General features: G+C 59.2%; 27 protein-coding genes. 12 read left to right on the forward strand and 15 right to left on the reverse strand.

The window, feature by feature from the left end:
* Nucleotides 1–132: 132 nt before the first annotated feature.
* From nirJ to AR306_RS08620, 9 genes are all read right to left on the reverse strand, one after another.
* On the reverse strand, nt 133–1314 hold the full coding sequence (nirJ, locus tag AR306_RS08580; protein WP_101497157.1) for a heme d1 biosynthesis radical SAM protein NirJ: 1182 nt from the start codon (nt 1312–1314) through the stop codon (nt 133–135).
* A 5-nt stretch (nt 1315–1319) separates the two neighbouring features.
* On the reverse strand, nt 1320–1826 hold the full coding sequence (ahbB, locus tag AR306_RS08585; RefSeq protein ID WP_101497158.1) for a siroheme decarboxylase subunit beta: 507 nt from the start codon (nt 1824–1826) through the stop codon (nt 1320–1322).
* A complete protein-coding gene (locus tag AR306_RS08590) occupies nt 1801–2244 on the reverse strand; it encodes an Lrp/AsnC family transcriptional regulator (protein ID WP_101497305.1) in 444 nt (147 codons plus the stop codon). Before AR306_RS08590 ends, ahbB (AR306_RS08585) begins: the two co-directional genes overlap by 26 nt.
* Nucleotide 2245: 1 nt before the next feature.
* On the reverse strand, nt 2246–2749 hold the full coding sequence (ahbB, locus tag AR306_RS08595) for a siroheme decarboxylase subunit beta (RefSeq protein WP_101497159.1): 504 nt from the start codon (nt 2747–2749) through the stop codon (nt 2246–2248).
* A complete protein-coding gene (locus AR306_RS08600; RefSeq protein WP_101497160.1) occupies nt 2746–3210 on the reverse strand; it encodes an Lrp/AsnC family transcriptional regulator in 465 nt (154 codons plus the stop codon). The genes ahbB (AR306_RS08595) and AR306_RS08600 overlap by 4 nt, the downstream gene beginning before the upstream one ends.
* A gap of 9 nt (nt 3211–3219) precedes the next feature.
* A complete protein-coding gene (locus AR306_RS08605) occupies nt 3220–4416 on the reverse strand; it encodes a cytochrome D1 domain-containing protein (protein ID WP_101497161.1) in 1197 nt (398 codons plus the stop codon).
* Nucleotides 4413–4709: a c-type cytochrome gene (locus tag AR306_RS08610; RefSeq protein WP_206167986.1), complete on the reverse strand. Its 297-nt coding sequence runs from the start codon at nt 4707–4709 to the stop codon at nt 4413–4415. The genes AR306_RS08605 and AR306_RS08610 overlap by 4 nt, the downstream gene beginning before the upstream one ends.
* A gap of 65 nt (nt 4710–4774) precedes the next feature.
* Nucleotides 4775–5089, reverse strand: a complete 315-nt coding sequence (locus tag AR306_RS08615; RefSeq protein ID WP_101497163.1) for a c-type cytochrome — start codon at nt 5087–5089, stop codon at nt 4775–4777.
* A gap of 59 nt (nt 5090–5148) precedes the next feature.
* Nucleotides 5149–6873: a cytochrome D1 domain-containing protein gene (locus AR306_RS08620; protein WP_101497164.1), complete on the reverse strand. Its 1725-nt coding sequence runs from the start codon at nt 6871–6873 to the stop codon at nt 5149–5151.
* A 248-nt stretch (nt 6874–7121) separates the two neighbouring features.
* Between AR306_RS08620 and AR306_RS08625 the strand changes: the two genes are divergently transcribed.
* The 4 genes from AR306_RS08625 (at nt 7122) to AR306_RS08640 (ending at nt 9489) form a co-directional block, all read left to right on the forward strand.
* Complete coding sequence (locus AR306_RS08625; RefSeq protein ID WP_101497165.1) at nt 7122–7928, forward strand: CbbQ/NirQ/NorQ/GpvN family protein; 807 nt, start codon at nt 7122–7124, stop codon at nt 7926–7928.
* Nucleotides 7906–8499: a cytochrome c oxidase subunit 3 gene (locus AR306_RS08630; RefSeq protein ID WP_101497166.1), complete on the forward strand. Its 594-nt coding sequence runs from the start codon at nt 7906–7908 to the stop codon at nt 8497–8499. The genes AR306_RS08625 and AR306_RS08630 overlap by 23 nt, the downstream gene beginning before the upstream one ends.
* Before the next feature lie 6 nt (nt 8500–8505).
* Nucleotides 8506–8772, forward strand: a complete 267-nt coding sequence (locus AR306_RS08635) for a cytochrome C oxidase subunit IV family protein (protein ID WP_101497167.1) — start codon at nt 8506–8508, stop codon at nt 8770–8772.
* A gap of 99 nt (nt 8773–8871) precedes the next feature.
* Nucleotides 8872–9489: a LysE/ArgO family amino acid transporter gene (locus tag AR306_RS08640; RefSeq protein WP_101497168.1), complete on the forward strand. Its 618-nt coding sequence runs from the start codon at nt 8872–8874 to the stop codon at nt 9487–9489.
* A 203-nt stretch (nt 9490–9692) separates the two neighbouring features.
* On the opposite strand, the gene AR306_RS08645 is transcribed toward AR306_RS08640, so the two are convergent.
* Nucleotides 9693–10304 carry an SCO family protein gene (locus AR306_RS08645; RefSeq protein WP_101497306.1) on the reverse strand — a complete coding sequence of 204 codons (612 nt, stop codon included), beginning with the start codon at nt 10302–10304 and terminating at the stop codon, nt 9693–9695.
* Nucleotides 10305–10688: 384 nt separating this feature from the next.
* On the opposite strand from AR306_RS08645, the gene rarD reads away from it, so the two are divergent.
* Together rarD and AR306_RS08655 are read left to right on the forward strand one after the other, a co-directional pair.
* The gene (rarD, locus tag AR306_RS08650) at nt 10689–11585 is read left to right on the forward strand and encodes an EamA family transporter RarD (RefSeq protein ID WP_101497169.1); all 897 of its coding nucleotides are present in this window, start codon (nt 10689–10691) and stop codon (nt 11583–11585) included.
* A gap of 48 nt (nt 11586–11633) precedes the next feature.
* Nucleotides 11634–11993, forward strand: coding sequence for a hypothetical protein (locus AR306_RS08655; protein WP_101497170.1), 360 nt, complete (start codon nt 11634–11636; stop codon nt 11991–11993).
* A 24-nt stretch (nt 11994–12017) separates the two neighbouring features.
* Here AR306_RS08655 and AR306_RS08660 read toward each other — a convergent pair whose 3' ends face one another.
* Together AR306_RS08660 and AR306_RS08665 are read right to left on the reverse strand one after the other, a co-directional pair.
* Complete coding sequence (locus AR306_RS08660; RefSeq protein ID WP_101497171.1) at nt 12018–12335, reverse strand: DMT family transporter; 318 nt, start codon at nt 12333–12335, stop codon at nt 12018–12020.
* Between the two features lie 137 nt (nt 12336–12472).
* Complete coding sequence (locus tag AR306_RS08665) at nt 12473–13828, reverse strand: adenosylmethionine--8-amino-7-oxononanoate transaminase (protein ID WP_101497172.1); 1356 nt, start codon at nt 13826–13828, stop codon at nt 12473–12475.
* Between the two features lie 227 nt (nt 13829–14055).
* On the opposite strand from AR306_RS08665, the gene AR306_RS08670 reads away from it, so the two are divergent.
* The 6 genes from AR306_RS08670 to AR306_RS08695 all read left to right on the forward strand — a co-directional run bounded on the left by AR306_RS08670 (nt 14056) and on the right by AR306_RS08695 (nt 21361).
* Entirely contained in the window at nt 14056–14778 is a 723-nt protein-coding gene (locus AR306_RS08670; RefSeq protein WP_101497173.1) for a 16S rRNA (uracil(1498)-N(3))-methyltransferase, read from the forward strand.
* 125 nt (nt 14779–14903) lie between these two features.
* Entirely contained in the window at nt 14904–15809 is a 906-nt protein-coding gene (locus tag AR306_RS08675; protein ID WP_101497174.1) for a TIGR01777 family oxidoreductase, read from the forward strand.
* Complete coding sequence (locus AR306_RS08680; RefSeq protein ID WP_101497175.1) at nt 15806–16339, forward strand: DUF523 domain-containing protein; 534 nt, start codon at nt 15806–15808, stop codon at nt 16337–16339. Before AR306_RS08675 ends, AR306_RS08680 begins: the two co-directional genes overlap by 4 nt.
* Before the next feature lie 84 nt (nt 16340–16423).
* Nucleotides 16424–18889 carry an ATP-dependent helicase HrpB gene (hrpB, locus tag AR306_RS08685; RefSeq protein WP_101497176.1) on the forward strand — a complete coding sequence of 822 codons (2466 nt, stop codon included), beginning with the start codon at nt 16424–16426 and terminating at the stop codon, nt 18887–18889.
* Between the two features lie 197 nt (nt 18890–19086).
* On the forward strand, nt 19087–20466 hold the full coding sequence (locus AR306_RS08690) for a cytochrome c (RefSeq protein WP_101497177.1): 1380 nt from the start codon (nt 19087–19089) through the stop codon (nt 20464–20466).
* Complete coding sequence (locus AR306_RS08695; protein WP_101497178.1) at nt 20459–21361, forward strand: c-type cytochrome; 903 nt, start codon at nt 20459–20461, stop codon at nt 21359–21361. Before AR306_RS08690 ends, AR306_RS08695 begins: the two co-directional genes overlap by 8 nt.
* Before the next feature lie 157 nt (nt 21362–21518).
* Here AR306_RS08695 and AR306_RS08700 read toward each other — a convergent pair whose 3' ends face one another.
* The 3 genes from AR306_RS08700 to AR306_RS08710 all read right to left on the reverse strand — a co-directional run bounded on the left by AR306_RS08700 (nt 21519) and on the right by AR306_RS08710 (nt 25712).
* A complete protein-coding gene (locus AR306_RS08700) occupies nt 21519–22424 on the reverse strand; it encodes a LysR family transcriptional regulator (RefSeq protein WP_101497179.1) in 906 nt (301 codons plus the stop codon).
* Nucleotides 22425–22779: 355 nt separating this feature from the next.
* Complete coding sequence (locus AR306_RS08705) at nt 22780–24270, reverse strand: CoA-acylating methylmalonate-semialdehyde dehydrogenase (protein ID WP_101497180.1); 1491 nt, start codon at nt 24268–24270, stop codon at nt 22780–22782.
* A 98-nt stretch (nt 24271–24368) separates the two neighbouring features.
* The gene (locus AR306_RS08710) at nt 24369–25712 is read right to left on the reverse strand and encodes an aspartate aminotransferase family protein (protein WP_101497181.1); all 1344 of its coding nucleotides are present in this window, start codon (nt 25710–25712) and stop codon (nt 24369–24371) included.
* Nucleotides 25713–25851 lie beyond the last annotated feature (139 nt).

Raw genomic sequence — 25851 nt, forward strand, 5'->3', positions numbered from 1 at the left:
CGTCCAGCCGGGCGGCAAAGAAAAGCGGTAAAAAGGTGTTATGCCAAACCGCTCACACTGCACGCACAAGCCAGTCCTGAAAAACACCCCGCTTCAGCCATAATCGTCCAGACGCCATCAGTCAGTAGCGGGTCAGGTTAGCTCGACAGCACCAATCAGCTCGGGTTGTTGCAGGCCGATTTCTTCGTCCGTCAGGTAGCAACCGGGATCTTCGGCCCACATGTCACCCTGGGCCCAGGCACGGGTGCGGGTATTGCCGTTGCAGACTGCCAGCCACTGGCACTGCCCGCAGCGTCCCTTGACCGGACGCGGATGCTGACGCAACTCGGTCAGCAGCGGATCGGGCTGGTGCAGCCAGATGTCGGCAAAGCGGCGCTCGCGCACGTTGCCCACGGTGTGCTGCCACCAGTAGGTATCCGGGTGGACATCACCCAGATTGTCGATGTTGGCAATGCCGGCACCGGATGCGTTGCCGCCCCAAGCACGCAGCATACGCTCCATCTGTTCGGCATGCTCCGGCATCTTTTCCTTGATCCACTGCAGCAGCAATACGCCGTCAGCATCGTTGTTACCGCTGACGAAGTCGGTTTCCACGCCGCGTTGCACGTCCTCCCAGGCACGCTCGAAAATCTGCGTCATGGCCGAGCGGGTCATGCTGCGGTGCGCGTCGACCGACTGGTTGCGCTTGCCGCGGCCACTATAGTTGAGGTGCGACAGGTAGTATTTCTGTACGTCATACTCGCGCATCAGGTCCAGCAGCGCCGGCAGTTGCGGGTAGTTGTGCTGGGTCAGGGTAGTACGCAGGCCAACCTTGAGGTTTTTCTCGCGGCACAGGCGCACGCCGTTCATGGCGGCATCAAAGCCGCCCTTCATGCGGCGGAATTCGTCATGGATATCCGGCAGCCCGTCGATGCTGATGCCGACATAGTCGAAGTCGCAGTCAGCGATCTCTTCGATATTGCTGTCGTTGATCAGGGTGCCGTTGGTGGACAGCGCCACATAGAAGCCGTAATCGCGGGCATATTTGGCCAACTGCAAGATATCAGGGCGCATCAAGGGCTCGCCGCCGCTGAGCACCAGCACTTTTACGCCAGCCTCATGCAACTGGTCGATCACGTCCAGCGCCTCGGCGGTATCCAGCTCACCCTTGAAGTCGATATCGGCCGAAGTGGAGTAACAGTGCTTGCAGGTCAGGTTGCAGCGACGCAGGGTATTCCAGATCACTACCGGCGCCCGGGTACTGCCCGGCTTGGCCGCCCGCGGTTCCGGGGCCTGGCCGGCTATGGCGCGCAGATAACTGCTGATCCTCATCATGGCGACTACTCCTTGGGCTTGCTGTGAATGCGCAAGCCGGTTTTTTTCAGGATTTTGCTACTGACCAGCATCGTATCAGCACGGCAATGCTCACCCAAATGACGGCGAACAAGATCGCGCTCACGCTCGATCTCTTCGGCACTGAGGCCGTGCACCATGGCAAACAGGTTGTAGCGCCAGCCTTCGCGGCGTGGCCGGCGATAGCAGTGGCTGACGAAATGGAAATTGCCGACTTCCTGGCCGAGGCGGTCAATGTGTTCGTCGTCCACGTCCCAGACCGTCATGCCATTGAAGGTATAGCCCAGACGGTAATGGTTCGGCACAGCGGCAATGCGGCGGATGGCACCGCTGTCCTGCAGGCGCTGCAACAGGGCCAGGGTTTCCTCCACCGGCAATTCCATGCGCCCGGCCAGCCAGGCCCAGGGGTCATCCACCAGCGGCATGCCGGCCTCGGTGAAAGACATCAGGCGCTGCGCCAGCTTCAGGTCAGAGGGGGAAATGCAATCCGACATGATAGGTCGTCTCCTTGGGCAGGTTGAGCACGCTCAGGCCGGTCAGTTGCTCGATCTCCCCGATAGTGTCCAGAATGCCCTGCGGGGTGGCGGTAGCAAGTACGAACCACATGTTATATTCATGCTCGCGGCGGTAGTTGTGGGCAACTGCCGCGATCTGGTCGAGTTGCCGCGCCACCTCGTCAAAACGCTCTTCCGGTACACTCAATGCCGCAAGGGTAAAGGCTCCGCCCAACTGCTCGATGTCATACATGGGGCCAAAACGGGTCAGGGTACCGTCATCCAGCAGTTCCTGCAGGCGCTGGCGGATGCGCTCTTGCGGCGCATCCAGTTCACTGGCCAGTTCCTGCCAGGGATGGCGTACCAGAGGCAGGCCGTGCTGCAAACGATTGAGCAGGCGGCGGTCAAAATCATCCAGTTCAGTCATTGAGCATCTCCGGCATGGAATAACGGGCACCGCGCTGCTTGAAGGCACGGGTGCTAAAGAGCAGGTGGTGCGGACGCTGGCTCAGTCCGTGCTGCTCCAGCAACCCGTCAACATGACGGACGACTGCTTCACGACAACGGCCATGCACCATGCAAAACAGGTTATATCGCCAGTTGGGCCGGCGCGGACGCTGATAGCACAGATTGACGCCGGGCGATGCGGCCAGCCGGTCACCCACGGCATCCACCAGCTCATCGGGGATGTCCAGTACCAGCATGCAGTTGGCATCAATGCCCAGAAGCCGGTGCCTGACCACCACGCCGAAACGACGGAACAGGCCCTGCTGTTGCCAGTCCTGCACTTGCGCCAGCGCCTGTGCCTCGCTGCAACCGGCCTGTTGCGCCAGCGCGGCATAAGGTTGCGGCACCAGCGGCAAGCCCTGCTCGAGCAGGCGCCAGAGGGTTTCCCGCTGTGCTTGCGTCAGTTGTCCGCTCATTGTGGCACCTCCGAGTCCTGGAACATCGGAAAGCCCAGATCAATGCGGTGGGGTTTGACCATCGGCAGGTCCAGCGGCTCAAGGCCGGTGTGCTGATGGATATCCAGCAGCACCGCATCCAGATGACTGCGGCTGGGCCCGGTCAGCACAAACCAGAGGTTGTAGTCGTGTTCACGCTCGTAGTTGTGGTTCACTTCCGGCAGGCTGTTGATATAGGCGGCCACCTGTTCGATATCTGCCAGCGGCACGGCCAGCGCCACCAGTGAACTGGAGCCGGCCTTGCTGTGCTCCATCACCGGACCGATACGTGACAACGCTCCCGTTTCTTGCAGCCGGGCAAGGCGTTCCAGAATGTCCGCCTCGCTACAACCCAGCTCTTCGGCCATCGCCTGATAGGGCCGGGCACATACTGGCACGCCATGCTGGAAGCGATCCAGCATGCGTTGTGTCAGTAAATCCATAATGAATCCCTACAGCCCGATACGGTGGGCCCGGTTGGTGAAGAAGATGCCGCTGGGGCTATCCGCTTCAAGGGTATAGAGGTGCTCCAGGGTGGCAGTGTCCCAGATTTGTACTTCGTTGCGGTCCCGCACCGAAATCCAGATCTGTTCGCCACGCGGGCTGAACTCCATGTGCAATACACCCGGACCCGGCTCGATGGTCTTGATGATCTCGGCAGTCTCGCTGTCGATCACCTGCACATACTGGTTGTCCGGTACGGCAAAGTTGACCCAGATCTGGCGGGCATCTGGGCGGGCCATGACAAACACTGGCTGTCCGATCATCTCGATGCGGTCTTTCTGCTGCCAGGTCTTCTGGTCGATCACCAGCACTTCGTGACGGCCGACGGCCGGTACGAAAACCTTGTCATCGGCGACCGTCCAGCCTTCCAGATGCGGCATCTTGTAGACCGGCAGCGGCTGCTCGCCCTTGCCGTAGCCATCCAGCACGCGCGTGACGCCCTTTTCCGGATGCCACAGATCGAGCATTGCCAGGCCATCCTCGCCAAACAGGCCGGCCATGTAGTAACGGCCTTCCGGTGTCAGCATGGAGTCGTAGGGCTGCTTGCCGATGTTCTCGAATTTGGTGATCTGCGGTTCAGACGTGGTCTTGTCACTGAAATCGATGATCCAGATTTCGCCGGTATCAAACAGGCTGACCATGAACTTCTGTCCCGGCGCGTCGGTCATGCCGACCACGCGGGAGTTCTTGCTGCCATCGGCCAGCGCTGTAGCCGGAATGTCGGCGACCAGCTCCAGGGTATCGGCGGTGAATACCTTGACGCCGCCGGGCTCGTAGTTGCCCACGGCAATCAGGCGACCATCTTCACTGATGGCACCACCAATGCTGTTGCCGCCCTGGATGATGCGTTTGTCGATGCGCTGCTTGAGCAGGTCGATCTTGGTCAGACCGCCATCACGGCCGAACACATAGCCGTAGCGCGCATCACGGGAAAACACTACAGAAGCGTGCGACAGGTCACCCAGGCCTTCCACCCGGGCCAAAATTTCGTTGTTGCTGTGCTCGACGATCAACACATTGCCGTCGGCACGCTCGATGATCACACCCAGATCACCGGTGCCGCGCAAAGCGGACTCCTGCGTGCCGGACAGGCTACAGGCAGTGAGTGACAACGCCAGCAGCGGTGTCAGAAAAATTTTTTTCATGGAGAAACCCCCTGCAACAACTGGTCAATCAGCCATTCTGCTTCATTTTCAGTGAGCAAGGCACTCCATGGCGGCATTGCCGTACCGTGGCGACCGTGAATGATGGTGGCTACCAGGCTTTCCTTCGGCTTGCCGGCCAGGTCGTCTGGTGTCAGGGCCGGTCCCAGCCCTCCCTTCATGCGCAGGCCGTGGCACGAACCGCAATCCTGGATCAGAAGGTGTTTCAGTTCCGCCTGCCGGTTTGCATCCGGCGTGCCGGCCTGGGCCAGCAGCGGCACAAAAAAAGACGCCATGAGAACAAGGCGCCGTATTTGGCGTTTATTGAACGTGCTCATGGCGTCTCCTTTACAAGCAACTATTACTGCAGGGACAGTACCCACTCGGCCAGAATGGTTGCTTCTTCTTCAGTTACCGCGTTAGGTGGCATGGGGATAGGACCATAGACACCGGAGCTGCCGTTCTTGATGTGGTCGGCAACAGTGGCAACCGCGCCTTCTTCACCGGCGTGCTTGGCGGCTACTTCTTTGTAGGAAGGGCCAACCAGCTTGTTGTCAACGCTGTGGCAAGCCAGACAGGCTTTGGTCTTCAGCAGGCTTTCGGCGTCAGCGGCGCTGGCGTTCTGGAAAGCGAACAGGGCAGCAACGGAAAACAGGGGGATCAGTACTTTTTTCATTTTAGTGCATCCTCAAGGCATTAACAGGGCAGGCTATCCGCCCGCCCTGTAAGTCTACGTCAGTAAACGTCGTGTTGTGTATTGTTTACGTTGAATTTACCGGTTGGAGTGATCAAACGCTTGTCCTTGATCACCTTTTTCAGCTTTAGTGTCTTGTCATCGACAACCACGATGGCAGAAACCTCGTCCTGCTGGCTCCAGACAGAGAACCAGACCTCGTCACCCGCCTTGTTGTACTCGGGCTGCAATACACGCTTGACGCCGCCATCAATATTAGCCCACTCGGCAATCGGAAGCACCTTGTAGCCGGCGTCCAGATTGTTGATGTCAAACACTGCGGCAGACTGGCTGACCGACTCGACCGGGTTGAAGGTGGTATCCAGATACAGGTTGCTGGACTTGGGGTGGGTCTTGATGAACAGCGAACCGCCGCCCTGGCCTTTCAGGGTTTGAACCACTTTCCACGCTTGCTCCGGGTGGCCCTCGGGATCGGTACCGATCAGGCTGATGGTGTCATCACCCAGGTGGCTAGTGGCCCACACCGGCCCGAACTCGGGGTGCACGAAGTTGGCACCACGACCCGGGTGCGGGGTGCGGCCCACATCCACTACCGCAGCCAGCTTGCGATCCCTGGAGTCCACCACCACGATCTGATTGGACTCGTTGGCGGCAGTCATGAAGTAGCGGTGCGAGCTGTCCCAGCCGCCGTCATGCAAAAACAGACTGGTAGCGATGTTGGTAACTGTAAGGTTCTCGATGTCTTCATAGTTGACCAGCATGACACGGCCGGTTTCCTTGACGTTGACGATGAACTCCGGATGTTCGTGCGAGGCGATGATGGCAGCCACACGCGGTTCGGGATGGTACTCAAGCGTATCTGCGGTCATGCCGCGCGTGGACATGATCTGCAACGGCTCAAGGGTTTCACCGTCCATAATGGCAAACTGCGGCGGCCAGTAGGCACCAGCAATAGCATATTTGTCTTCGTAGCCTTCATACTTGGACGTTTCAACCGAACGCGCCTCAATACCGATCTTGATGGTGGCAACCACGCCCGGGCTCTTCATCCACAGGTCGATCATATCAACTTTGGCGTCACGACCAATAACCATCAGGTAGCGGCCAGAAGCGGAAATGCGGGAGATATGCACCGCATAGCCAGTTTCGATCAGCTTGACGATTTTCTTGCTGTTACCGTCGATCAGTGCAATCTTGCCGTCATCACGCAGCGTGACGGAGAACAGGTTGGACAGGTCCAGCTTGTTCAGCTGTTTCTTCGGACGTTTTTCCGGCGGTACGATGACCTTCCAGGAGTCCTGCATCTCGGCCATGCCCCACTCCGGTGGAGTCGGCGGGGTGTGCTGGATGTAGTTGGCCATCAGGGTGATCTGTTCGGCGTTCAGCTCGCCCGAGGTACCCCAGTTGGGCATGCCGGCAGGCGAGCCGTAGGTGATCAGCGCTTCCAGATACTGCTGGCCGCGGGCCTGGGTGATGTCCGGTGTCAGCGGTTTGCCGGTGGCACCCTTGCGCAGCACACCATGACAGCCGGCACAACGCTGGAAGTAGATCTCCCGTGCCTGCTGGAACTCGGCATCGGTCAGATCCGGCGCACCGGTGGTGCGGATGATGGTGGCGTCCTTCAACACCTCGGGCGTGGCAGCACCCATGTAGGCCGCTTCCGGATCACTCACCTTGGTATCGGCAAGTGCGCTGGCAATCGAAAGGCTCATCAGCGATAGTGCTGTGGCCGTTCCGGTTATAAACTTCTTGGTTACACAGTTCATAGCAGTGTTTCCTCGGTATTATTATCTTTTCGTATCTTGACCCGCCAGGACCCGTAGACCGGACGGTGCATGCAAGGGCGTTGATCCTATCACCAAACAGGTACCCCCCGGATACATGCACCCGGCACAAACCCGACATACCCTTTGCTATCTCTTGATAAAGATCAATTCACTCCAGTCATGCCCTTGAGCACACGGCAAGCGCTCGGTAAGCTGGCAATAACCAAGCACACAGGTAGGATATTACCATGCAGCAAACTGACCACCTTCCCACCGGCCAACCCTTCTATCAACAGGTTGCCAATGAGGAAGAACTCTTCGTACAAGCCTGGAAGCACGGCCTGCCGGCCCTGATCAAGGGACCAACCGGCTGTGGCAAGACCCGCTTTGTCCAGTACATGGCACACAAGCTCAACCTGCCCCTGTACACCGTTGCCTGTCATGACGACCTGAGCGCCACCGACTTGGTCGGTCGCCACCTGATCGGCGCCGAAGGCACCTGGTGGCAAGACGGCCCGCTGACCCGCGCCGTGCGCGAAGGCGGCATCTGCTATCTCGACGAGGTGGTCGAAGCGCGCCAGGACACCACCGTGGTGCTGCACCCGCTGGCTGATGACCGCCGCGAGCTGTTCATCGAGCGCACCGGTGAAACCCTGCAGGCACCGGACAACTTCATGCTGGTGGTGTCCTACAACCCCGGCTACCAGAACCTGCTCAAGGGCATGAAGCCCAGCACCCGTCAGCGCTTTGTCGCCATGCGTTTCGACTATCCACAGCCCGAACAGGAAGCACGGATTGTCGCCACCGAAGCCGGCATTGATGACCGTCTGGCCGGCCAGCTGGTACGTCTGGGCAACGCCATCCGCCGCTTGGAAAACCACGACCTGGAAGAGGTTGCCTCGACCCGTCTGCTGATTTTCGCCGCCCGCATGATCAAGGCCGGCGTGCCGGTACGCCAGGCTTGTCTGGCCTGTCTGGCCGAGCCGCTGTCCGACGACCTGCAAACCGTTCGCGCACTGATGGATGTAGTCGATGTCCACTTCAGCGAAGACTAATCCGTCCGCCGCTGGCCGGGGACGCCTCACCGGCGACCTGGCCATGTGGATATTCATTCTCGCCGAGCTGACCGCATTTACCCTGTTCATTCTGGGCTTCAGCTTCACCCAGTGGCTCAAGCCAGAACTGTTTGCCGAAGGCCGGGCCCAGCTGGACAGCTCAACCGGCTGGGCGATGACCGCCGGCCTGCTGACCTCGGGCTTCATCGCTGCCCTGGCTGTGGAGCGGGTACGCAAGGATCACGCCCGCCAGGCCGCACTGCTGCTGCTGGCCGCCATCGCCAGCGGCATGGTCTATGTGGTGCTGAAGGTGAAAGAGTACGCGCATCTGGCCAGCATCGGCTTCGATCTGGAGTACAACACCTTCTTCACCCTGTACTGGATCACCACCGCCTTCCACTTCCTGCACGTGCTGCTGGGACTGGTGGTGCTGGCGATCCTCGGTGTGCTTTGTCTGCGCGGCCACTTTGGTGCACACAACCATACCGGCGTCGAATCCGGTGTGCTGTACTGGCACATGATCGACCTGGTCTGGGTGATCATCTTTCCACTGGTCTATCTGTTGGGGTAAGCGGGCATGAACAACCTGAAACACGAAATTGCCCTGCTTGGCTGCTGGATCGCCCTGATGCTGGCCACCATGGGTACCGTCTACTGGGGGACCCATGCCACCAGCCTGACCCTGCAGGTCATGGTCATCATGCTGATCGCCGTCTTCAAGTCCGGCGTCATCATCGACGGCTTCATGGAGCTGTGGAGTGCCGGCAGCAAATGGCGGCTGATCATGTACGGCTGGCCGGTGCTGATGGCAGTGGTGGTGGGCGCAACCCTGCTCACCAAGTGAGCAGACAACCCCCGCAGCGTCACGCCGAAAACAACCACACTGGACTTGACAGAAAAATCCCGGCAGGATGGCCCGCTTTCCTGCCTCCGTGGATACCGCATGCTTCTTTCCGCTATCGCCGCCGGCTTCGTCACCGGCGCGGGTCTGATCATCGCCATCGGCGCGCAGAATGCTTTTGTCCTGCGCCAGGGCCTGCAACGCCGTCACGTCGGCCTTGTGGTTGCAGTTTGCGCCCTCAGCGACATGGCCCTGATCCTGCTTGGCGTTGCCGGCATCGGTGCCCTGGTATTGCAGTGGCCACAGTTGCTGCAAATACTGCGCTTTGGCGGAGCGGCATTTCTCGCCTGGTATGGCCTGCTGGCGGCACAGCGTGCATGGCGCGGCACCAGTGCCCTGGCCGTGGCGCAGGACAGTGCAGCAAGCCGTCGCCAGGTACTGCTGGCCTGCCTGGCTTTCACCTGGCTCAATCCGCACGTCTATCTGGACACCATGGTACTGCTGGGCAGCCTGTCGACCCGCTATCCGGGCATGGCCCAGTGGGCATTCGGTCTGGGTGCCTGCGCCGCCAGCCTGGTGTGGTTTTCCGCACTGGGTTTCGGTGCCCGGCTATTGCAGCCGGTATTCCGCAAACCTCGGGCCTGGCAAGTGCTTGACGGCGGCATAGCGCTGTTCATGCTGACCCTCTGTACCTTGCTGCTGCTCAATCCGTTGCACTAGTGGCCTGAACGGCTAGTTCGTTAACTCAAGTTCGGATGGCCGGGGATTCGGGGCAAGGCGCTGTGACGAGTCATAGCGGGGCTATGGCGAGGAGCAGCAACGCAGCATCGGAGCCTCAGACGCCGAAATTGACTAATGGAATTAGCCGTACAGGCCACTAGCACTTGCCTACAGACCAAAACGTGGCGACCACTGCCCCGCCCTCACTCCATCAGCAGCGGCAACTGCTCAATCAGCGCATCGACTTGCAGGGGCGCACGAATGAAACCGCTCTGGCGGCCATCCGGGCCGATAATCGCCAGATTGCCGCTATGGTCGACGGTATATCCCGGCTTGCCGGTATCACCCGGAATGAAGGGGATGCTCAGCGCCTGGCTCAAAGCCTGAATGTCGGCCAGTTCACCGGTCAGTCCCTGGAAGGACGGCTCGAAGAAATCCAGATAGGCCCGCAACTGCTCACGCGTATCCCGGTCAGGATCGACAGTAACCATCCACACCTGTAGACGGTCACGCACCGCCGGCGGCAATGCGGAATGGATCCGGCGCAGCTCGGCCAGCGTGGTCGGACAGATATCCGGGCAATAGGTATAACCGAAAAAAACCAGCTGCCAGCGCCCGGCCAGCGCCGTGGCGGCAAAATCCGTGTCGGCTGTACTGCGCAGCGGCACCACCGGCAACGCACGACTTTCCGACAGCAGGACAATGCCTGCCTCGCGCTGCGCTTGCTGCCGGGCATCCGGGCCAGACAGCCATTGCCGGCCCAGCAGCCCCAGTAGCGTCAGCAACAACACTGCGCTGACACCCAGCACCACCATTTGCAACCGGTTGTTTCCTTGTGCCTTGATCACCTGCCCTCCTGCCGGAATATGCGACAAGCCGATGCTGTCGATAGCGTTAAATCTGCGTTGTTGATATGCGCCGACCCGCTGAAGGCCCGGCATTGCGCGGTCACATTAACATAATCCTGACCGGCTATTGTATGGTGTGACAGCACGGCAGCGACCTGGCCGGCGGCAAGCTGCCGCACCGGTCGAAACAGGAGTACACTGGGCCGCACCTGCCTGCACCGGCCACCCGGGTAACGCTCTTCAAAACTTGCTGCCGCCACTCCCGTCACACCGTGCCCGTCATGCATGTCACTTCACTTGCCGATTATTTCATGCGGGGTATCCCGTGGACATCACAACAGGCCTTTCATCATGAGTTTCACCGCCAACCCGCGCCGGGGCTACATTCTCGGTCTTGCCGCTTACTGTACCTGGGGCATGTTCCCGCTGTATTTCAAGTCATTGGAAGGCATTCCGGCGATCGAGGTGGTGGTACACCGGGTACTCTGGTCGGCACTGTTTGGTGCACTGCTGCTAATGATCTGGCGCCACCCGGGCTGGTTTCGCGAACTTTTGGCTCACCCGAAACGCCTGCTGGCACTGACCGCCTCCGGCGCGCTGATTGCCGTCAACTGGCTGACCTATGTCTGGGCGGTACACAACGACTACATGGTGGAGGCCAGCCTGGGCTATTACATCAATCCGCTGGTCAACGTGGTGCTGGCCATGATTTTCCTGCGTGAGCGCCTGCGCCGGCTGCAGTGGGTCGCCGTGGCGCTGGCGGCCACCGGTGTCGGCCTGCAGATCATCCAGCTGGGGGTGATGCCCTGGGTGGCCCTGATCCTGGCCCTGTCGTTCGGATTTTACGGCCTGATCCGCAAGCAGGCTCCGGTTGCCGCCCTGCCCGGCCTTGCCATCGAAACCTGGCTACTGCTGCCGGTGGCGCTGCTCTGGCTGGGCCTGAACCCGCAGGCGGAAAGCAGCCAACCGGCATTCTGGGGTACCGGCCAGATGCTCTGGCTGGCCGCCGCCGGCCCCATCACCCTGTTGCCGCTGCTGTGCTTCAACGGGGCGGCCAAGCACCTGCCCTATGCCACCATCGCCTTTTTACAGTACATCACGCCAACAGTGCTGCTGCTTCTGGCCGTACTCTGGTTTGGCGAGCCCTTCGAAAGCCGCTCGTGGATCTATTTCGGCTTCATCTGGGCAGCGTTGGCGGTCTATTCCTGGGATGCCTGGCGGGTGCTGCGCAAAACCGCAGCGACCTGACCGTTCTGGCATAACAACCGTTGCCCACAGTCAAGGAGAGCACTCATCATGTACGAGTCCAGGCTGGAACCTCTGATCAGTCGCAAGGCCTTCATCTGGCGTATCCTGCTGCACTTTTTGCTGGTGCTGCTGTTGCTGGCCGTTTCCCTGCTGATCGGTATGCTCGGCTACTGGCGCTTTGAGGGGCACTCTTGGAGTGCCGCCTTCATGCACACCAGCTTTCTGTTGTTCGGCTTTGGCCACATGACCCAGCCACAAAGTGTATCCGGCCAGATCTTTCTCGGCTTTTACGGCTTCTATGCCAGCCTGTTCTTCATCGTCATGACTGGCATCCTGCTGACACCGGTTGCCCACAGGCTGCTACATGCGTTTCATATGAGCGGAACTGACAGCGATATAGCTGATTAAGATCTTCTTGCAAACGCCTGCACACTAGCCGCTAGAAAACTTCATGAGCACCAGGCCCGATACGATAAGAACCGCCGCCAGCACGCGCAAGGCATTGAGCGGCTCGGCCAGAAAGACAATGCCCACGACAAAGGCGCCAACCGCGCCGATTCCGGTCCAGATGACATAAGCGGTGCCCAGCGGGATACTGCGCATGGCAACGGCCAGCAGCCAGAAGCTGATCAGCATGGCGACTATGGTGATGATGGATGGTGTCAGCCGCGTAAAGCCGTGCGATTGTTTCATCGCATAGGCCCAGACGATTTCAAATACGCCGGCAATGACAAGGTATAACCAGGACATGGAATGCTCCCGACTCTATTAAACGAGCCAGGTCGTCCTGGAATGAATACCCGATACGGGGGAGGTCGTCCTCCTGTAGAAGGCCAATTATGGAATTACCGGACAGCAAGGTCAACTCCCGCCTGTCCGACGGAACTTCAGTCCCGTACGGCCAGATCGATACCCTCCGTGGCCACTTCGGCCAGCCAGCGGATCTGCTCCGGGGTGATGACATAGGGCGGAATGAAGTACACCACGTTGCCTAGCGGTCTCAATAGCGCACCGCGCTCCAGTGCGTGCCGGTAGACGCGCATGCCGCGCCGCTCTTGCCATGGGAACGGGGTTTTGCCGGCCTTGTCCTGCACCATCTCCATGGCCAGAATCATGCCGGTCTGGCGCACCTCGGCAATGTGCGGATGGTCTGCCAGGTGGGCAGTGGCCTCACTCATTACCTGCGCCAGCTCGCGATTTTTCTCGATCACATCATCCTGCTCGAAAATCTCCAGCGTAGCCAGAGCGGCGCTGCAAGCCAGCGGGTTGGCGGTGTAGGTGTGCGAGTGCAAGAAAGCCTTGAGGGTGCTGTAGTCATCGTAGAAGGCCTGATAGACCTGCTCGGTGGTCAGCACCGCGGCCAGCGGCAGATAGCCGCCAGTCAGCGCCTTGGATAGCACCATGAAATCCGGCGTGATGCCGGCCTGTTCGCAGGCAAACATCGTCCCCGTACGGCCAAAACCCACGGCGATCTCGTCCAGGATCAGATGCACGCCGAACTCGTCGCAGGCCTGGCGCAGCAGGCTCAGGTAAACCGGATGATACATGCGCATACCACCGGCACCCTGCACCAGCGGCTCCAGAATCACTGCCGAGATCTCGTGGTGATGCTGCTCCAGCGCTTTACGCATGTGGCGGAACATCAGCCGTGAGTGCTCTTCCCAGCCTTGCCCGAATTCACGGTAATAGCAGTCGGGACTCGGCACCTTGATGCAGTCCAGCAACAGCGCCTGATAGGTTTCGGTATAGAGCGCCACATCGCTGACCGACATGGTGCCAAGGGTTTCTCCATGGTAGCCGTTGGTGATGGTGAGAAAACGCTTCTTCTGCGGCTGGCCGACATTGCGCCAGTAGTGGTGGCTCATTTTCAACGCCACCTCGATGCCGGCCGAGCCGTTGTCGGCGTAGAACACCCGTGTCAGGCCGTCCGGTGCCAGCTGCACCAGCCGCTCCGACAGTTCCACCACCGGCGCATGGGTGAAGCCGCCGAGAATCACATGTTCGAGTTGGTCCACCTGCTGCTTGATGCGCTCATTGATGCGCGGGTTGCAGTGACCGAAGATGTTGGTCCACCAGGAGCTGACCGCATCCAGATAACGCTTGCCGTCATGGTCTTCCAGCCAGATGCCCTCGCCACGGCGGATCGGGATCAGCGGGATGGTTTCATGGTCTTTCATTTGGGTACAGGGATGCCAGACCACACGCAGGTCACGCTCCATCCAGTGCCGGTTGCCGGTTGTCATGCTGTATTTCCTTGTGCTGCTGGTCGTTCGGGACGGACTGTGGATATCCACCTTTGCCGTGCAACAGGCTGTGGATATCCATGGGACAACCGCATGCAGGCCAGTATTGGCATGCAATGGCGGCAACTGTACAAAAAACGGCCAGAGCTGAGAATGGTTGAGTTTCCTGCCCAGCCTACGGACAATGCAGCCTTCTTTCCACCCCGTTTTCATACAGGCAACCCGCCATGCGTCTGTCCCGTTTTTATGTTGACCAGTCCCTTGCCAGCGGCCGCATCCAGCTGCCGGAAGCCAGCGCCCATTACATCAGCCGCGTGCTGCGCATGCAGGCCGGTGACGCCCTGCAGCTGTTTGACGGCAGCGGGCTGGAGTTTCGCGGGGTGATTGTCGAGGCTGGCAAGAAGTCCGTCACCGTCGAGTTGGACGATGGCGAGCCCGGTCAACCCGATTCACCCTTGCAGGTGCATCTTGGTCAGGTGCTGTCCCGCGGCGAGCGCATGGACTGGGCGATCCAGAAAGCCACCGAACTGGGCGTGGCGCAGATCACTCCGCTGTTCAGCGAACGCTGCGAGGTACGATTGAACGACGACAGGGCACAGAAACGCCTGGAGCACTGGCAACAGGTGGCGATCAGCGCCTGCGAGCAGTGCGGCCGCAGCTCGGTGCCGCAGATCCATCCTCCAGTTGCCGTCAGCCAGTGGCAAGGCGTGGTTGAGGCGGATCTGAAACTGGTGCTGCACCCTGGTGTCGAGCCGCTGGCCAGCCACGTCCGCCCGCAGCGGCTGGCACTGCTGATCGGTCCTGAAGGCGGCCTGAGCGAGGCCGAGGTCGCCGCCGCTCAAAGTGCCGGCTTTCATGCCGCTTGCTTCGGTCCGCGCGTGCTGCGTACCGAAACCGCACCTGTGGTGGCGCTGAGCCTGACGCAGTTTTTATGGGGTGATCTGGCCTGAACAGCCAATAGGCTTATCCCCTGCTGCAATACCTCTGTAGCACCACTATTGCACCCTTGCATGAAACCTCGGTCTATATATGCATGGACCCATGACAGGATTCAGGCAGAGAGGGAGGGTTCACCATGCAGATTCTACTGACAGGCGGTACCGGGCTGGTTGGCCGCGCCCTGTGCCGACACTTCAGCCAGCAAGGACACTCACTGATCGTTCTGAGCCGCGACCCGGGCAAGGTTGCCGGGCTGTGCAGCGGTGCGCGCGGCATCGGCAGTCTGGAAGAGCTGAACGTCACCGATGCGGTGGATGCCGTCATCAACCTGGCCGGCGCACCCATCGCCGACCGGCCCTGGACCAAAGGCCGGCGCAGGATGCTGCGGGAAAGCCGGATCGACCTGACCCGCAATCTGGTCGACTGGATGAGCCGGCGCGACCAGGCTCCCGGCGTGCTGCTGTCGGCATCCGCCACCGGCTGGTATGGCGATCGTGGCGAGGAGCAGCTGGATGAAACCAGTGCCGCACCTGTGGCGGACTTTGCCAGCCAGCTGTGTCAGGACTGGGAAGCGGAAGTCATGCGCGCTGCCGAGCTGGGCACCCGAGTGGCCTGCCTGCGTTTTGCCCCGGTACTGGCGGCTGACGGCGGCATGCTGGCGCGGCTGCTGCCGGTATTCCGGCTAGGACTGGGTGGCCGGTTGGGCAGTGGCCAACAGTGGATGCCCTGGATCCATCTGGATGATCTGGTCCGGCTATTCGATCACTTGTTGAGCAATGACAGCTGCCAGGGCATCTACAACGCCTGCAGCCCGATGCCGGTGCGCAATGCCGAATTTACCCGTATTCTGGCGCAGACGGTGCGCCGTCCGGCCATTTTTCCGGCACCGGCCTGGCTGTTGCGCCTGGCACTGGGCGAGATGTCGATCCTGCTTACCGGCGGCCAGCATGTGATGCCCAAGCGCACCGCCGACAGCGGCTTCGACTGGCAGTACCCGGAGTTGTCGGCAGCACTACAGCAGTTGCTGCATAAACCGGCATGAGCGGACCTTTACGGCTGGGCATCAGCAGCTGTCTGCTCGGCCTGCCCGTGCGCTATAACGGCGGCCACAAATACTCGAGCCTGTGTGCCGAAAAACTGGCAGCACAGGCCGAGCTGGTCAGCTTCTGTCCGGAGGCGGCCGCCGGCTTCGGCACGCCGCGGCCGCCCATGCAGCTGAGCGGCCCTGCCGAGCATCCGCAGCTGGTACTGGTGGACAATCCCGGCGCAGACCTGCGCCCGCAACTTGAGGCCGGCTTCCGGCAGCCGCTGGAAGAGTTCGCCAGCCTGGACGGTTTTATCCTGATGCCGCGCTCGCCAAGCTGCGGACTGCACGAGGTCAAGCTGCACGATGACAAGGGGCGGCTGCTACAGGAGCGCACCAGCGGCATTTTTGCCAGCGCCCTGCGCCAGCGTTATCCGCTGCTGCCACTGGAGCAGGAAGACCGTCTGCAAGATCCGGAAGTGCTTGAGCATTTCTTGCAGCAAGCCCGGGATTACCACCAGCTCAGGCTTGCCGGCACATCGGCCTGATTCCCTCCCGTAACTGCAGCCGTCTTTTGGCCGGCCGACCAAGTCCGCTATAGTGGACGCCAAATTTTCACCGCACCTCAAACCATGCTGCCCATCGACACCATACTGCCCCGGCTGCAACAAGCCCTGACCAAACACCCAACAGTGCTGCTGCAGGCACCGCCTGGTGCCGGCAAGACCACCAAGGTACCGCTGGCACTGCTGGATGCACCCTGGCGTGACGGTCGCAAGATCCTGATGCTGGAGCCCCGGCGACTGGCGGCACGCACGGCAGCACAGTTCATGGCGCGCCAGCTGGGCGAGCAGGCCGGCCAGACCGTCGGCTACCGCACCCGGCTGGACAGCAAGGTCTCCGCCGAGACACAAATCGAAGTGGTCACCGAGGGTATCCTCACCCGCCTGATCCAGCAGGATCCCATGCTGGACAACTATGCAGCCGTGCTGTTCGATGAATTTCACGAACGTTCGCTGCACGCCGATCTCGGGCTGGTACTGGTACGTGAAAGCCAGCAGGCGCTGCGCGAAGATCTGCGCACGCTGGTGATGTCGGCCACGCTGGACAGCGCACCCATTGTCCGCCTGCTCGGTGATGTTCCGGTCATCAGCAGCGAAGGTCGTGCCTACCCCGTGGATGTCATTTACCAGCCGGTGCGCGAGCTGCAGCGCAATCTGGCCGAGGCGGTGTGCGGCTGCATCCTTCAGGTGCTGCAGGAGCAAAGCGGCTCGCTGCTGGTGTTTTTACCCGGCATCGGCGAAATCCGCCGCGTCGCCGAGCGCCTGCAAGACCAGCTGCCGCCGGATGTGCTGCTGGCACCGCTGTACGGCAACCTGCAGGCCGCCGAACAGGACAGCGCCATAGCCCCGGCCCCGCAAGGCACACGCAAAGTGGTGCTGGCCACCGCCATTGCCGAAACCAGCCTGACCATCGAGGGCGTGCGCGTGGTGATCGACAGCGGCCTGCAACGCCGCGCCGTATTCGACCCCAACAGCGGTATGAACCGGCTGGTTACCGGCCGGCTGTCGAAAGCCTCGGCCGAACAGCGCAAGGGCCGCGCCGGACGCATCGAGCCTGGCGTGTGCTACCGCCTGTGGAGCGAGAACGAACAGGCGTCCCTGCCCGACTTTACCCCGCCGGAAATCCGCGAGGCCGATCTGGCCACCCTGGTGCTGGAGCTGGCGCAGTGGGGCACCCGCGATCCCGCCCAACTGGAATGGATCGACCCGCCACCGGCCGCGCACTGGAACCAGGCCCGCGACCTGCTGCAACTGCTCGGCCTGCTCAATGCCGACGGCAGCATCAGCGACAACGGCAAGGCCGCCCGCGAGCTGGGCGTGCACCCGCGGCTGGCCAACATGATTTTGCATGGACGCCGGCTCGGGCTGGGTGCGGCAGCGGCCGACATTGCCGCCCTGCTCGGCGAACGTGACCTGCTCGGTCCACAAGAGGGTGCCGACCTGCACGAGCGGCTACGCCTGCTGCATGGCGAGCGTCCGGCGCGTGGTATCGACCGGGCCCGGCTCAATGCCGTGCGCCAGTCGGCCAGACAGCTGCACCGGGGCAAGCCCGGCACTCTGCCAACCCCCGAACAGGCCGGCCGCCTGCTGGCACTGGCCTATCCCGACCGCATCGGCCTGCGCCGGGCACAAAGCCATCGCTACCAGCTCAGCAATGGCCGTGGTGCCAGCCTGCGCGAGGACGACCCGCTGGCACGCGAACAGTGGCTGGTAGCGGCCGAGCTGGATGGTCGCGCCCGCGAAGCGCTGATCTATCTGTCCGCACCGGTCAACCCTGCCGTGCTGGAGCAGGACCAGCCGCATCTATTCAGCGAAAACGAAGAAGCCGTCTGGAATGAACAGCGCGGCACCGTGGTGCTGCGCCATGTGCGCAAATTGGGCCAGCTGGTCCTGGCAGAAAAGGAGCTGGGCAAACCCGCTCCCGAACAGATCCAGCAGGCACTGCTGGATGCGGTACGACAAAAAGGACTCGACAGCCTGCCCTGGACCGAGAGCGCACGCCAATGGCAGGCAAGGGTGCAACTGCTGGCTCGGGAGTTTCCGGACGACTGGCCGGATGTCGGCAACGATGCCCTGCTGGCAACGCTCGAGCACTGGCTACTGCCTTACCTGGCCGGCATGCAGCGCTGGGCCGACCTGCAGCGGCTGGAACTGCACAATGCCCTGAACGGTCTGCTCGATTACCAGCAACAGCAGCAACTGGGCCAGCTGGCACCTGTCACGCTGACAATCCCCACCGGCCAGCAGGTACGACTGGATTATCTGGCGGAAAACGGCCCGGTACTGGCCGCCAAACTGCAGGCCATGTTCGGGCTGGAGCATACACCCACCGTTGCCGCCGGCAGGGTGCCGGTACTGATCCATCTGCTGTCACCGGCCAGCCGGCCACTGGCCGTCACTGCCGACCTGCACAGCTTCTGGCGCAACGCCTATGCCGAGGTGCGCAAAGACATGCGCGGCCGCTATCCGAAGCACCCTTGGCCGGAAGATCCGCTCACCGCCAAAGCCCAGCAGGGTGTAAAAAGACGCCCCTGACAGACCTGCAACCAGAGTCGGCAGCTCGCACTCCAGCAAGCAGCAGCCAAATTGCCTGCTTCCAAATAATTTCCTTACTATCTGTGATGTAATTAGTATATACTTTATTAGTATATAAACTGCTATTTACAACGCGGCGCTGCCCCGGCTGTGAACAGCTCTCATAAATAAACCATCTATTCAGGAAATTCAGGCATATGAAAAAATGGCTAAAGTTCGCCCTCATTGCCGGGGTTGGCGGGCTGATCGCAGCCTTCGCCCTGGGGCAGTTGCTGCCCCACCTGCGCACCACCAGCAGCGGGCTGAGCGTTGACATCAACGACCCTGCGCTGATCAAGAAAGGCGAATACATCGCCCGTACCGCCGACTGCGTGGCCTGCCACAGCACCCTGGGTGGCGAGGAATACGCCGGCGGCCTGCCCATGCTGACCCCGCTGGGCGCGGTGTACTCCACCAACATCACTCCGGATAAAGAAACCGGTATCGGCAACTACAGCCTGGATGACTTCATCAACGCCACCAAACACGGTGTGCGCAAGGATGGCAGCGCCCTGTATCCGGCGATGCCCTATCCGTCCTACCAGATCATGCCGGATGAAGACCTGGCCGCCATGTATGCCTACTTCATGTCCGGCGTGAAGCCGGTTCGACTGGAAAACCTGCCCAGCGAGCTGCCACCGGTATTCAACTGGCGCTGGCCGCTGGCTTACTGGCAGGCGATTTTTGCCCCCGAGCGCGAGTTCAAGCCGGACAGCGATGACGAAGTGCTGAACCGCGGCCAGTATCTGGTCGAAGGCCCGGGCCACTGTGGCTCCTGCCACACCGAGCGTGGTATCGGCTTCCAGGAAGTCAGCCTGACCAACGCCGGTTCCGACCGCTTCCTTGCCGGAGCCATCATTGACGGCTGGCGTGCCAAGAGCCTGCGCGGCGAGCACCGCGGCCTGGGTCTGTGGGGCGAAAACGAGCTGGTCGAGTTCTTCAAGACCGGTCGTACCGACATCACCGCCGCCTTCGGCGCCATGGCCGAGGTGGTAGAGCACAGCACCCAGTACTGGACCGACCAGGACCTGCACGCCATGTCCGCCTACCTGAAAACCCTGAGTCCGGCACCCGGCAAGGAAGTGACTTTGCCGGCCAGGGAAGACACCACCACGCAGAAACTGCTGGATGGCGTCTATGACTCCCGTGGCGCGCTGCTGTACGTCGAGTACTGCACCGTCTGTCACCGCGCCGACGGCAAGGGCGTTCCGCGCATCTTCCCGGCGCTGGACGGCAACACCGCGGTGTTTTCCGACCATGCGGATTCGGTGTTGCAGATCACCATGAGTGGCGGCCGCATGCCGGATACACCGCACGACCGCATGGCCTTCAGCATGCCGGAATTCAGCATGCTCAGCGATGCCGACATTGCCGAAGTGGTCAACTACGTGCGCAACAGCTGGACCAACCAGGCCAGTGAAATCACTGTGGATGACGTGGTGAAAATGCGCCACTTCCTCAGCATCAAGCCAAGGGTGGGCACCGACCTGCCACCCGAGTTCATCACTCCACCCAGCCAAGGAGGACGCAATGAATAAGCTGCCTTTGACCCTGCTGGCTGTCGCTTTTGGCAGCCTGCTTCTGAGCGGTTGTGACAAGCCTGCACCCGCAGCCCACCAGCCGGCCCAGTACAATCTGGTACAACTGGAAGACCCCAACGAAGACATCAAGGTCTATACCATCCCCCAGGACACCGCCATCCTTGACGAGCCCAATGCCGAGCAGATTTTCTACGGCAAGCGCCTGCTCAACGAGACCAAGCGCCTGCTGCCTGATCATGTCGGCGCGGCAATGAACTGCAACAGCTGTCACATCGCCCAGGGCAAGATCCCGCTCGGCGACCCCTACATCAACAGCTATAACTTCTACCCTCGCGTGATGCCGCGTGCCGGCAAGGAAGTGAATCTGGTACAGCGCATCAATGGCTGTTTCCAGCGCTCGATGAACGGCAAGCCGCTGCCGCCGGAGTCGGAAGAGATGCAGGCAATGATCGCCTACATGAAGTGGCTGTCGCAGAACGTACCCAAGGAGCAGCTGGTGGACATCCGCAACGCCGGTGCGGTAGACGAGTCTCTGGTGGCCGACCCTGTGCGTGGCGAGCAGATCTACTATGCCCAGTGCGCCACCTGTCATGGTGACAACGGTGAAGGCATCAAGGACAGCCGTGGCGACATCGTCTTCCCGCCACTCTGGGGTGACGAGTCGTTCAACATCGGCGCCGGCCTGGCCCGTACCTACAAGGCGGCGTCCTTCGTGAAGTACAACATGCCGATGGGTATCCAGGTCAAAGGCCTGTGGGGCCACGGCAACGTGCTCAGCGACCAGGATGCCGTGGATGTGTCCGAGTTCTTCGCCCACAAGCCGCGCCCGGACTTTCCCGGCAAGGTCAACGACTGGCCGACCATGCCCAAACCCAAGGATGCCCGTTACTGATTATTTCAGTGGTGAATCCTATAAGCCCGGAATGGTTACATAGCCTTCCGGGCTTTTTGTTTTGGGTGGGGCAAAGCACCGGCTGGCTACGGTTTACATTTAGTCAGTGGAAAGTGGCGGGCTGACGAGCCAGCAGCCTGGCTAAGTTTAGTCAATCCTATATGTCTACGAAGTTAAGAAAGCTTTCTAGCACTGAGTTAGGACGTCTGCCTTGGCGAGTCACTAAAGCGAGTCGAGTGTTGAAGTACTGGGAGCCAACATCCAGCTCTTGCATCTCGCCCTTAGACAGCCAGTTTGCTGCGTAGTGGGTGGGTAGAAAGCCAATGTAGGCGCCGGTCATGATTAAAAAAGCAATGCCTTCACGGTCAGAGGCCGTTGCCGTGCAATTTAAAAACTTGTGCATAGCAACGGCTTGTTCGGTCATTGGGTAGTTAGGTACTACCGCATTGGCTTCTAAAATCATGCCCCTATCAATAGGGCCCTTGTGTTGAGCTAAAGGATGGTCATGGCTGCAATACAAATTGAAGCGCTCTTCGTAAAGCAGCCTGTACTCTAGGCCCGATAAAGAGGTAGTCCAAGGAATGACGCCAACGTGCAGTCGACCATCAAACAGGCCTTTGGTGATTTCTGATGGCGTACTCATGCTGATATCAATCTTGACGCCATCGCTCTTTTCTTGCAGGCGGCTGAGTGCCTGGCTAATGAGCATTTGCGGCTGGGTGACTAGGTTGTTCACCATGCCAATATTGAGCACGCCCTTTAGTTGTTTGTTGAGTTGGTTAATTTCTGACCTAAAGTCTTCGATTGATAACAACAAAGAATTGGTGGCTTGCAGAACTTCAGCGCCTTCGTCTGTGAGGCTAAAGCCCGCTCGTCCGCGTTGGCAGAGCCTTAATCCCAGCCTTTTTTCAAGGTCGCTCATGTGCTGACTAATGGCCGACTTGGTAATGCCTAGCGTGCTTTCTGCTGCAGAAAAGCCGCCGCTTTCCACCACCACCTTGAAGATCCGCAGCAAACGAAGATCGAAGTCGGTGACCTGGTTAAGTACATTTACCTTGCGCATTGTTTAGTGCTCTCATAACCATTTATTATTAAGTCAATGTTTAGCTCAATATATGGGCTAAAACAAGCCTGCTTAGACTAAATACAGGGACGACCTTGCTGGCTAGAAATGAAAGGGTGCTGTGGTGACTTACGTAGGTTGGCAGTAGGTAAGCCGCGCTATCTGTAGACAGGGCAATTGGCGTTGCTTCACAGCCTGCCTATTAAGTACTAACAGGAGAAAGGCGGAGCCTCTTGTGGCAATTCAGTTGGCTATAGCTGCAGTGAGCCAGAAGAACAAAGGGGGGAGATAAGGTTGGCCGTCCTTGGCCACAAGCATAACCGAGGGGCAAAAGCCTCGGTTATGCAAACAGGGTTTAGGATGGGAAGGCGAACTGCGCCCCTTCACGCAGGCTAGCGGATGGCCAACGCTGAGTGATGGTTTTGCGGCGCGTGTAAAAACGTACAGAGTCCGGGCCGTATGCGGAAAGGTCACCGAACAGGGAACGCTTCCAGCCACCAAAGCTGTGGTAAGCCACAGGCACAGGTAGCGGTACGTTGATACCGACCATACCTACTTGAATATTGTCAGAGAAGTAGCGTGCAGCCTCACCGTCACGGGTAAAGATGCAGGTACCGTTGCCGTATTCGTGGGCATCGATCAGATCCATGGCTTCTTGCATGCTGTTAACACGCATTACCTGTAGTACTGGACCAAAGATTTCTTCTTTGTAGCTGAGCATGTCTGGGCTGACATTGTCGATGAGCGTGCCGCCTACAAAGAAACCATTCTCGTAACCGGGAACCTTAGGGTTACGGCCGTCTACGACAATTTTTGCACCTTGCTCTTCGGCACTATTGATGTAACCCACCACCTTTTCTTGGTGTGCCTTGGTAATGACTGGGCCGAAGTCATTGCTCTTGTCGGAGTAAGCACCGACTTTCAGAGACTTCATGGCCTCCTGCATTTTTTCTACCAGGGTATCGGCGGCTTTGTCACCTACAGCCACAGCTACAGACAGGGCCATGCAGCGCTCGCCAGAGGAACCAAAAGCAGCACCTAGTAGGTGGTTTACTGCGTTATCCATATCGGCATCAGGCATGATAATGGCGTGGTTTTTGGCACCGCCTAGTGCTTGGCAGCGTTTGCCATTGGCGTTGGCGGTGGTGTAGATGTATTCAGCAATGGGCGTGGAGCCTACAAAGCTAACCGCCTGAACGCGCTTGTCTTCTAGCAGGGTATCTACTGCTTCTTTGTCGCCATTTACTACGTTCATTACGCCATTGGGCAGGCCAGCTTCTTGCAGCAGCTGAGCGATAAACATGGCCGAGCTCGGGTTGCGTTCAGAGGGCTTTAGCACGAAGCAGTTGCCGCAGACGATGGCCATAGGGAACATCCAGAGTGGCACCATAGCGGGGAAGTTAAAGGGCGTGATACCAGCCACAACACCTAGGGGCTGAAATTCGCTCCAAGAGTCGATATCTGGGCCTACATTTTTGCTGTGCTCACCTTTGAGCAGCTCAGGTGCACCACAGGCATATTCAACGTTTTCAATACCGCGCTGCAGTTCACCCATAGCGTCATGGGAAATTTTGCCGTGCTCTTCGCCAATCAGCTCTAGGATGCGTTGAGAGTTTTGCTCCAGCAGTTCTTTAAAACGGAACATGATCCGGGCGCGTCTTAGCGGGGGGGTGTTACGCCAAGCAGGGAAGGCTGCTTCAGCCGCAGCGATGGCTTCTTCAACAGTGGCCTTGCTGGCCAGGGCAACTTGCTTGGAGACCTCGCCGGTCGAGGGGTTGTATACATCCTGAGTGCGACCGTTATCAACTTGGAGGGTGCCGTTAATCAAGTGTCCAATGGTTTTCATATTAATTGTCTCTCTATAGTTTTTGTTGTTTACAAATTAATTTGGGGCAAGGCTGAATAGTGGCCAGTGTTTTAGCACAGGCACTATTCAGTGAGTTTTTAGTCAAGCTCGTTGATTGAGTCGCCAATTGCGTTGATAACGCGATCAATTTCTTCTGGCTCTACGATAAAGGGCAGGCCAAGCTGGATGGTGTCGCCGCCGTAGCGGACGTAGAAACCTTTCTCCCAACACTTCATGGCAATTTCATGGGGACGACGCGCGGGCTCGCCTGGGTAGCTTTCAATCTGTAAGCCGCCGGCTAGACCGTAGTTACGTATATCAGTGATATAGCGCGTGCCTTTTAGGCTGTGCAGAGCATTTTCGAATACCGGGCTCAGGTCATTTACCCGGTCGATCAGCTTGTCGTTTTCCAAAATATCCAGTGAGGCCAAAGCCGCAGCACAGGCAACCGGGTGGCTGGAGTAGGTGTAGCCGTGGGGCAGCTCAATCATGTATTGCTCGCCGCCGTGCTCCATGAAGGTTTCATAGATATCCGACTTAACTACTACAGCACCCATGGGTACTGCACCGTTAGTGAGCTGCTTGGCAATGTTCATCATGTCGGGCACAACGCCAAACTCTTCGGCACCTGTCATGGAACCAACGCGACCAAAGGCAGTAATAACCTCATCAAAGATCAGCAAAATATCGTGCTGGTCACAGATTTCGCGCAGGCGCTTTAGGTAGCCCACTGGTGGAGGCAGCACACCGGCAGAGCCAGACATAGGCTCCACAATGACCGCTGCGATGTTTGAGGCATCGTGCAGTGCAATCAAATCCAGCAAATCCTCAGCACACTCAACGCCTTTGTCTGGCATGCCACGGGTAAAGGTGTTTTCTGGTAGTAGGGTGTGACGCAGGTGATCGGCGTCTACGCCTTGGCCAAAAATTGTACGGTTGCCCGCAATACCGCCCAAGCTAAAGCCACCAAAGTTAACGCCGTGGTAACCCTTGGCGCGGCCGATAAGCTTAGTCTTGGTTGGCTGGCCTTTTTTACGCCAGTAAGCGCGTGCAATTTTTAGGGATGTGTCTGCACTTTCTGAACCTGAGTCAGTGAAGAATACGTGGTTCAGGTCTGCGGGCATTAAATCGCGAATACGGTTGGCCAGCTCAAAGGCTTTAGGGTGGCCATGTTGGAAGGTGGGGGCGTAATCGAGCTGACGCAATTGGTTGTGTACGGCCTCTGCAATTTCTGGTCGGTTATGGCCAGCACCACAGGTCCACATGCCAGACAATCCATCGAAAATTTGGCGGCCATCGGCAGATGTGTAATAAGCGCCATCGGCAGCAACTATCATGCGTGGGTCGGCTTTGAACTGACGGTTGGCCGTATAGGGCATCCAGAACGCCTGAAGTTGTTCAGCAGTGAGCCCGGCAGATTTTTTAGTATCGAATGTAGACATGAAGACACCTCATTTGGTTTTTGTATTTAGGCAAGTACATTTCTAGCAGATCTATAGTTAAGTTAAATGCAGATGTGTTTACCTATGGGTTAGTTATTGCTTAACTTTATGTTTTTGTCCTTCTAGAGCTGCGCATGCT

Origin of the sequence: Thiopseudomonas denitrificans, from assembly GCF_002866065.1 — a bacterium.
Classification (GTDB): Bacteria; Pseudomonadota; Gammaproteobacteria; order Pseudomonadales; family Pseudomonadaceae; genus Thiopseudomonas; species Thiopseudomonas denitrificans.

Coding starts and splice junctions, on each gene's coding strand:
- AR306_RS08675 (WP_101497174.1), top strand. CDS start 14,904: ATGCAGATTCTACTGACAGGCGGTACCGGGCTGGTTGGCCGCGCCCTG.
- AR306_RS08625 (WP_101497165.1), top strand. CDS start 7,122: ATGCAGCAAACTGACCACCTTCCCACCGGCCAACCCTTCTATCAACAG.
- AR306_RS08695 (WP_101497178.1), top strand. CDS start 20,459: ATGAATAAGCTGCCTTTGACCCTGCTGGCTGTCGCTTTTGGCAGCCTG.
- AR306_RS08680 (WP_101497175.1), top strand. CDS start 15,806: ATGAGCGGACCTTTACGGCTGGGCATCAGCAGCTGTCTGCTCGGCCTG.
- ahbB (WP_101497158.1), bottom strand. CDS start 1,826: ATGTCGGATTGCATTTCCCCCTCTGACCTGAAGCTGGCGCAGCGCCTG.
- AR306_RS08635 (WP_101497167.1), top strand. CDS start 8,506: ATGAACAACCTGAAACACGAAATTGCCCTGCTTGGCTGCTGGATCGCC.
- AR306_RS08615 (WP_101497163.1), bottom strand. CDS start 5,089: ATGAAAAAAGTACTGATCCCCCTGTTTTCCGTTGCTGCCCTGTTCGCT.
- AR306_RS08670 (WP_101497173.1), top strand. CDS start 14,056: ATGCGTCTGTCCCGTTTTTATGTTGACCAGTCCCTTGCCAGCGGCCGC.
- AR306_RS08690 (WP_101497177.1), top strand. CDS start 19,087: ATGAAAAAATGGCTAAAGTTCGCCCTCATTGCCGGGGTTGGCGGGCTG.
- AR306_RS08640 (WP_101497168.1), top strand. CDS start 8,872: ATGCTTCTTTCCGCTATCGCCGCCGGCTTCGTCACCGGCGCGGGTCTG.
- AR306_RS08710 (WP_101497181.1), bottom strand. CDS start 25,712: ATGTCTACATTCGATACTAAAAAATCTGCCGGGCTCACTGCTGAACAA.
- AR306_RS08665 (WP_101497172.1), bottom strand. CDS start 13,828: ATGACAACCGGCAACCGGCACTGGATGGAGCGTGACCTGCGTGTGGTC.
- AR306_RS08630 (WP_101497166.1), top strand. CDS start 7,906: ATGTCCACTTCAGCGAAGACTAATCCGTCCGCCGCTGGCCGGGGACGC.
- AR306_RS08655 (WP_101497170.1), top strand. CDS start 11,634: ATGTACGAGTCCAGGCTGGAACCTCTGATCAGTCGCAAGGCCTTCATC.
- ahbB (WP_101497159.1), bottom strand. CDS start 2,749: ATGAGCGGACAACTGACGCAAGCACAGCGGGAAACCCTCTGGCGCCTG.
- nirJ (WP_101497157.1), bottom strand. CDS start 1,314: ATGATGAGGATCAGCAGTTATCTGCGCGCCATAGCCGGCCAGGCCCCG.
- hrpB (WP_101497176.1), top strand. CDS start 16,424: ATGCTGCCCATCGACACCATACTGCCCCGGCTGCAACAAGCCCTGACC.
- AR306_RS08700 (WP_101497179.1), bottom strand. CDS start 22,424: ATGCGCAAGGTAAATGTACTTAACCAGGTCACCGACTTCGATCTTCGT.
- AR306_RS08620 (WP_101497164.1), bottom strand. CDS start 6,873: ATGAACTGTGTAACCAAGAAGTTTATAACCGGAACGGCCACAGCACTA.
- AR306_RS08605 (WP_101497161.1), bottom strand. CDS start 4,416: ATGAAAAAAATTTTTCTGACACCGCTGCTGGCGTTGTCACTCACTGCC.
- AR306_RS08660 (WP_101497171.1), bottom strand. CDS start 12,335: ATGTCCTGGTTATACCTTGTCATTGCCGGCGTATTTGAAATCGTCTGG.
- AR306_RS08610 (WP_206167986.1), bottom strand. CDS start 4,709: ATGGCGTCTTTTTTTGTGCCGCTGCTGGCCCAGGCCGGCACGCCGGAT.
- AR306_RS08705 (WP_101497180.1), bottom strand. CDS start 24,270: ATGAAAACCATTGGACACTTGATTAACGGCACCCTCCAAGTTGATAAC.
- AR306_RS08645 (WP_101497306.1), bottom strand. CDS start 10,304: ATGGTGGTGCTGGGTGTCAGCGCAGTGTTGTTGCTGACGCTACTGGGG.
- AR306_RS08600 (WP_101497160.1), bottom strand. CDS start 3,210: ATGGATTTACTGACACAACGCATGCTGGATCGCTTCCAGCATGGCGTG.
- rarD (WP_101497169.1), top strand. CDS start 10,689: ATGAGTTTCACCGCCAACCCGCGCCGGGGCTACATTCTCGGTCTTGCC.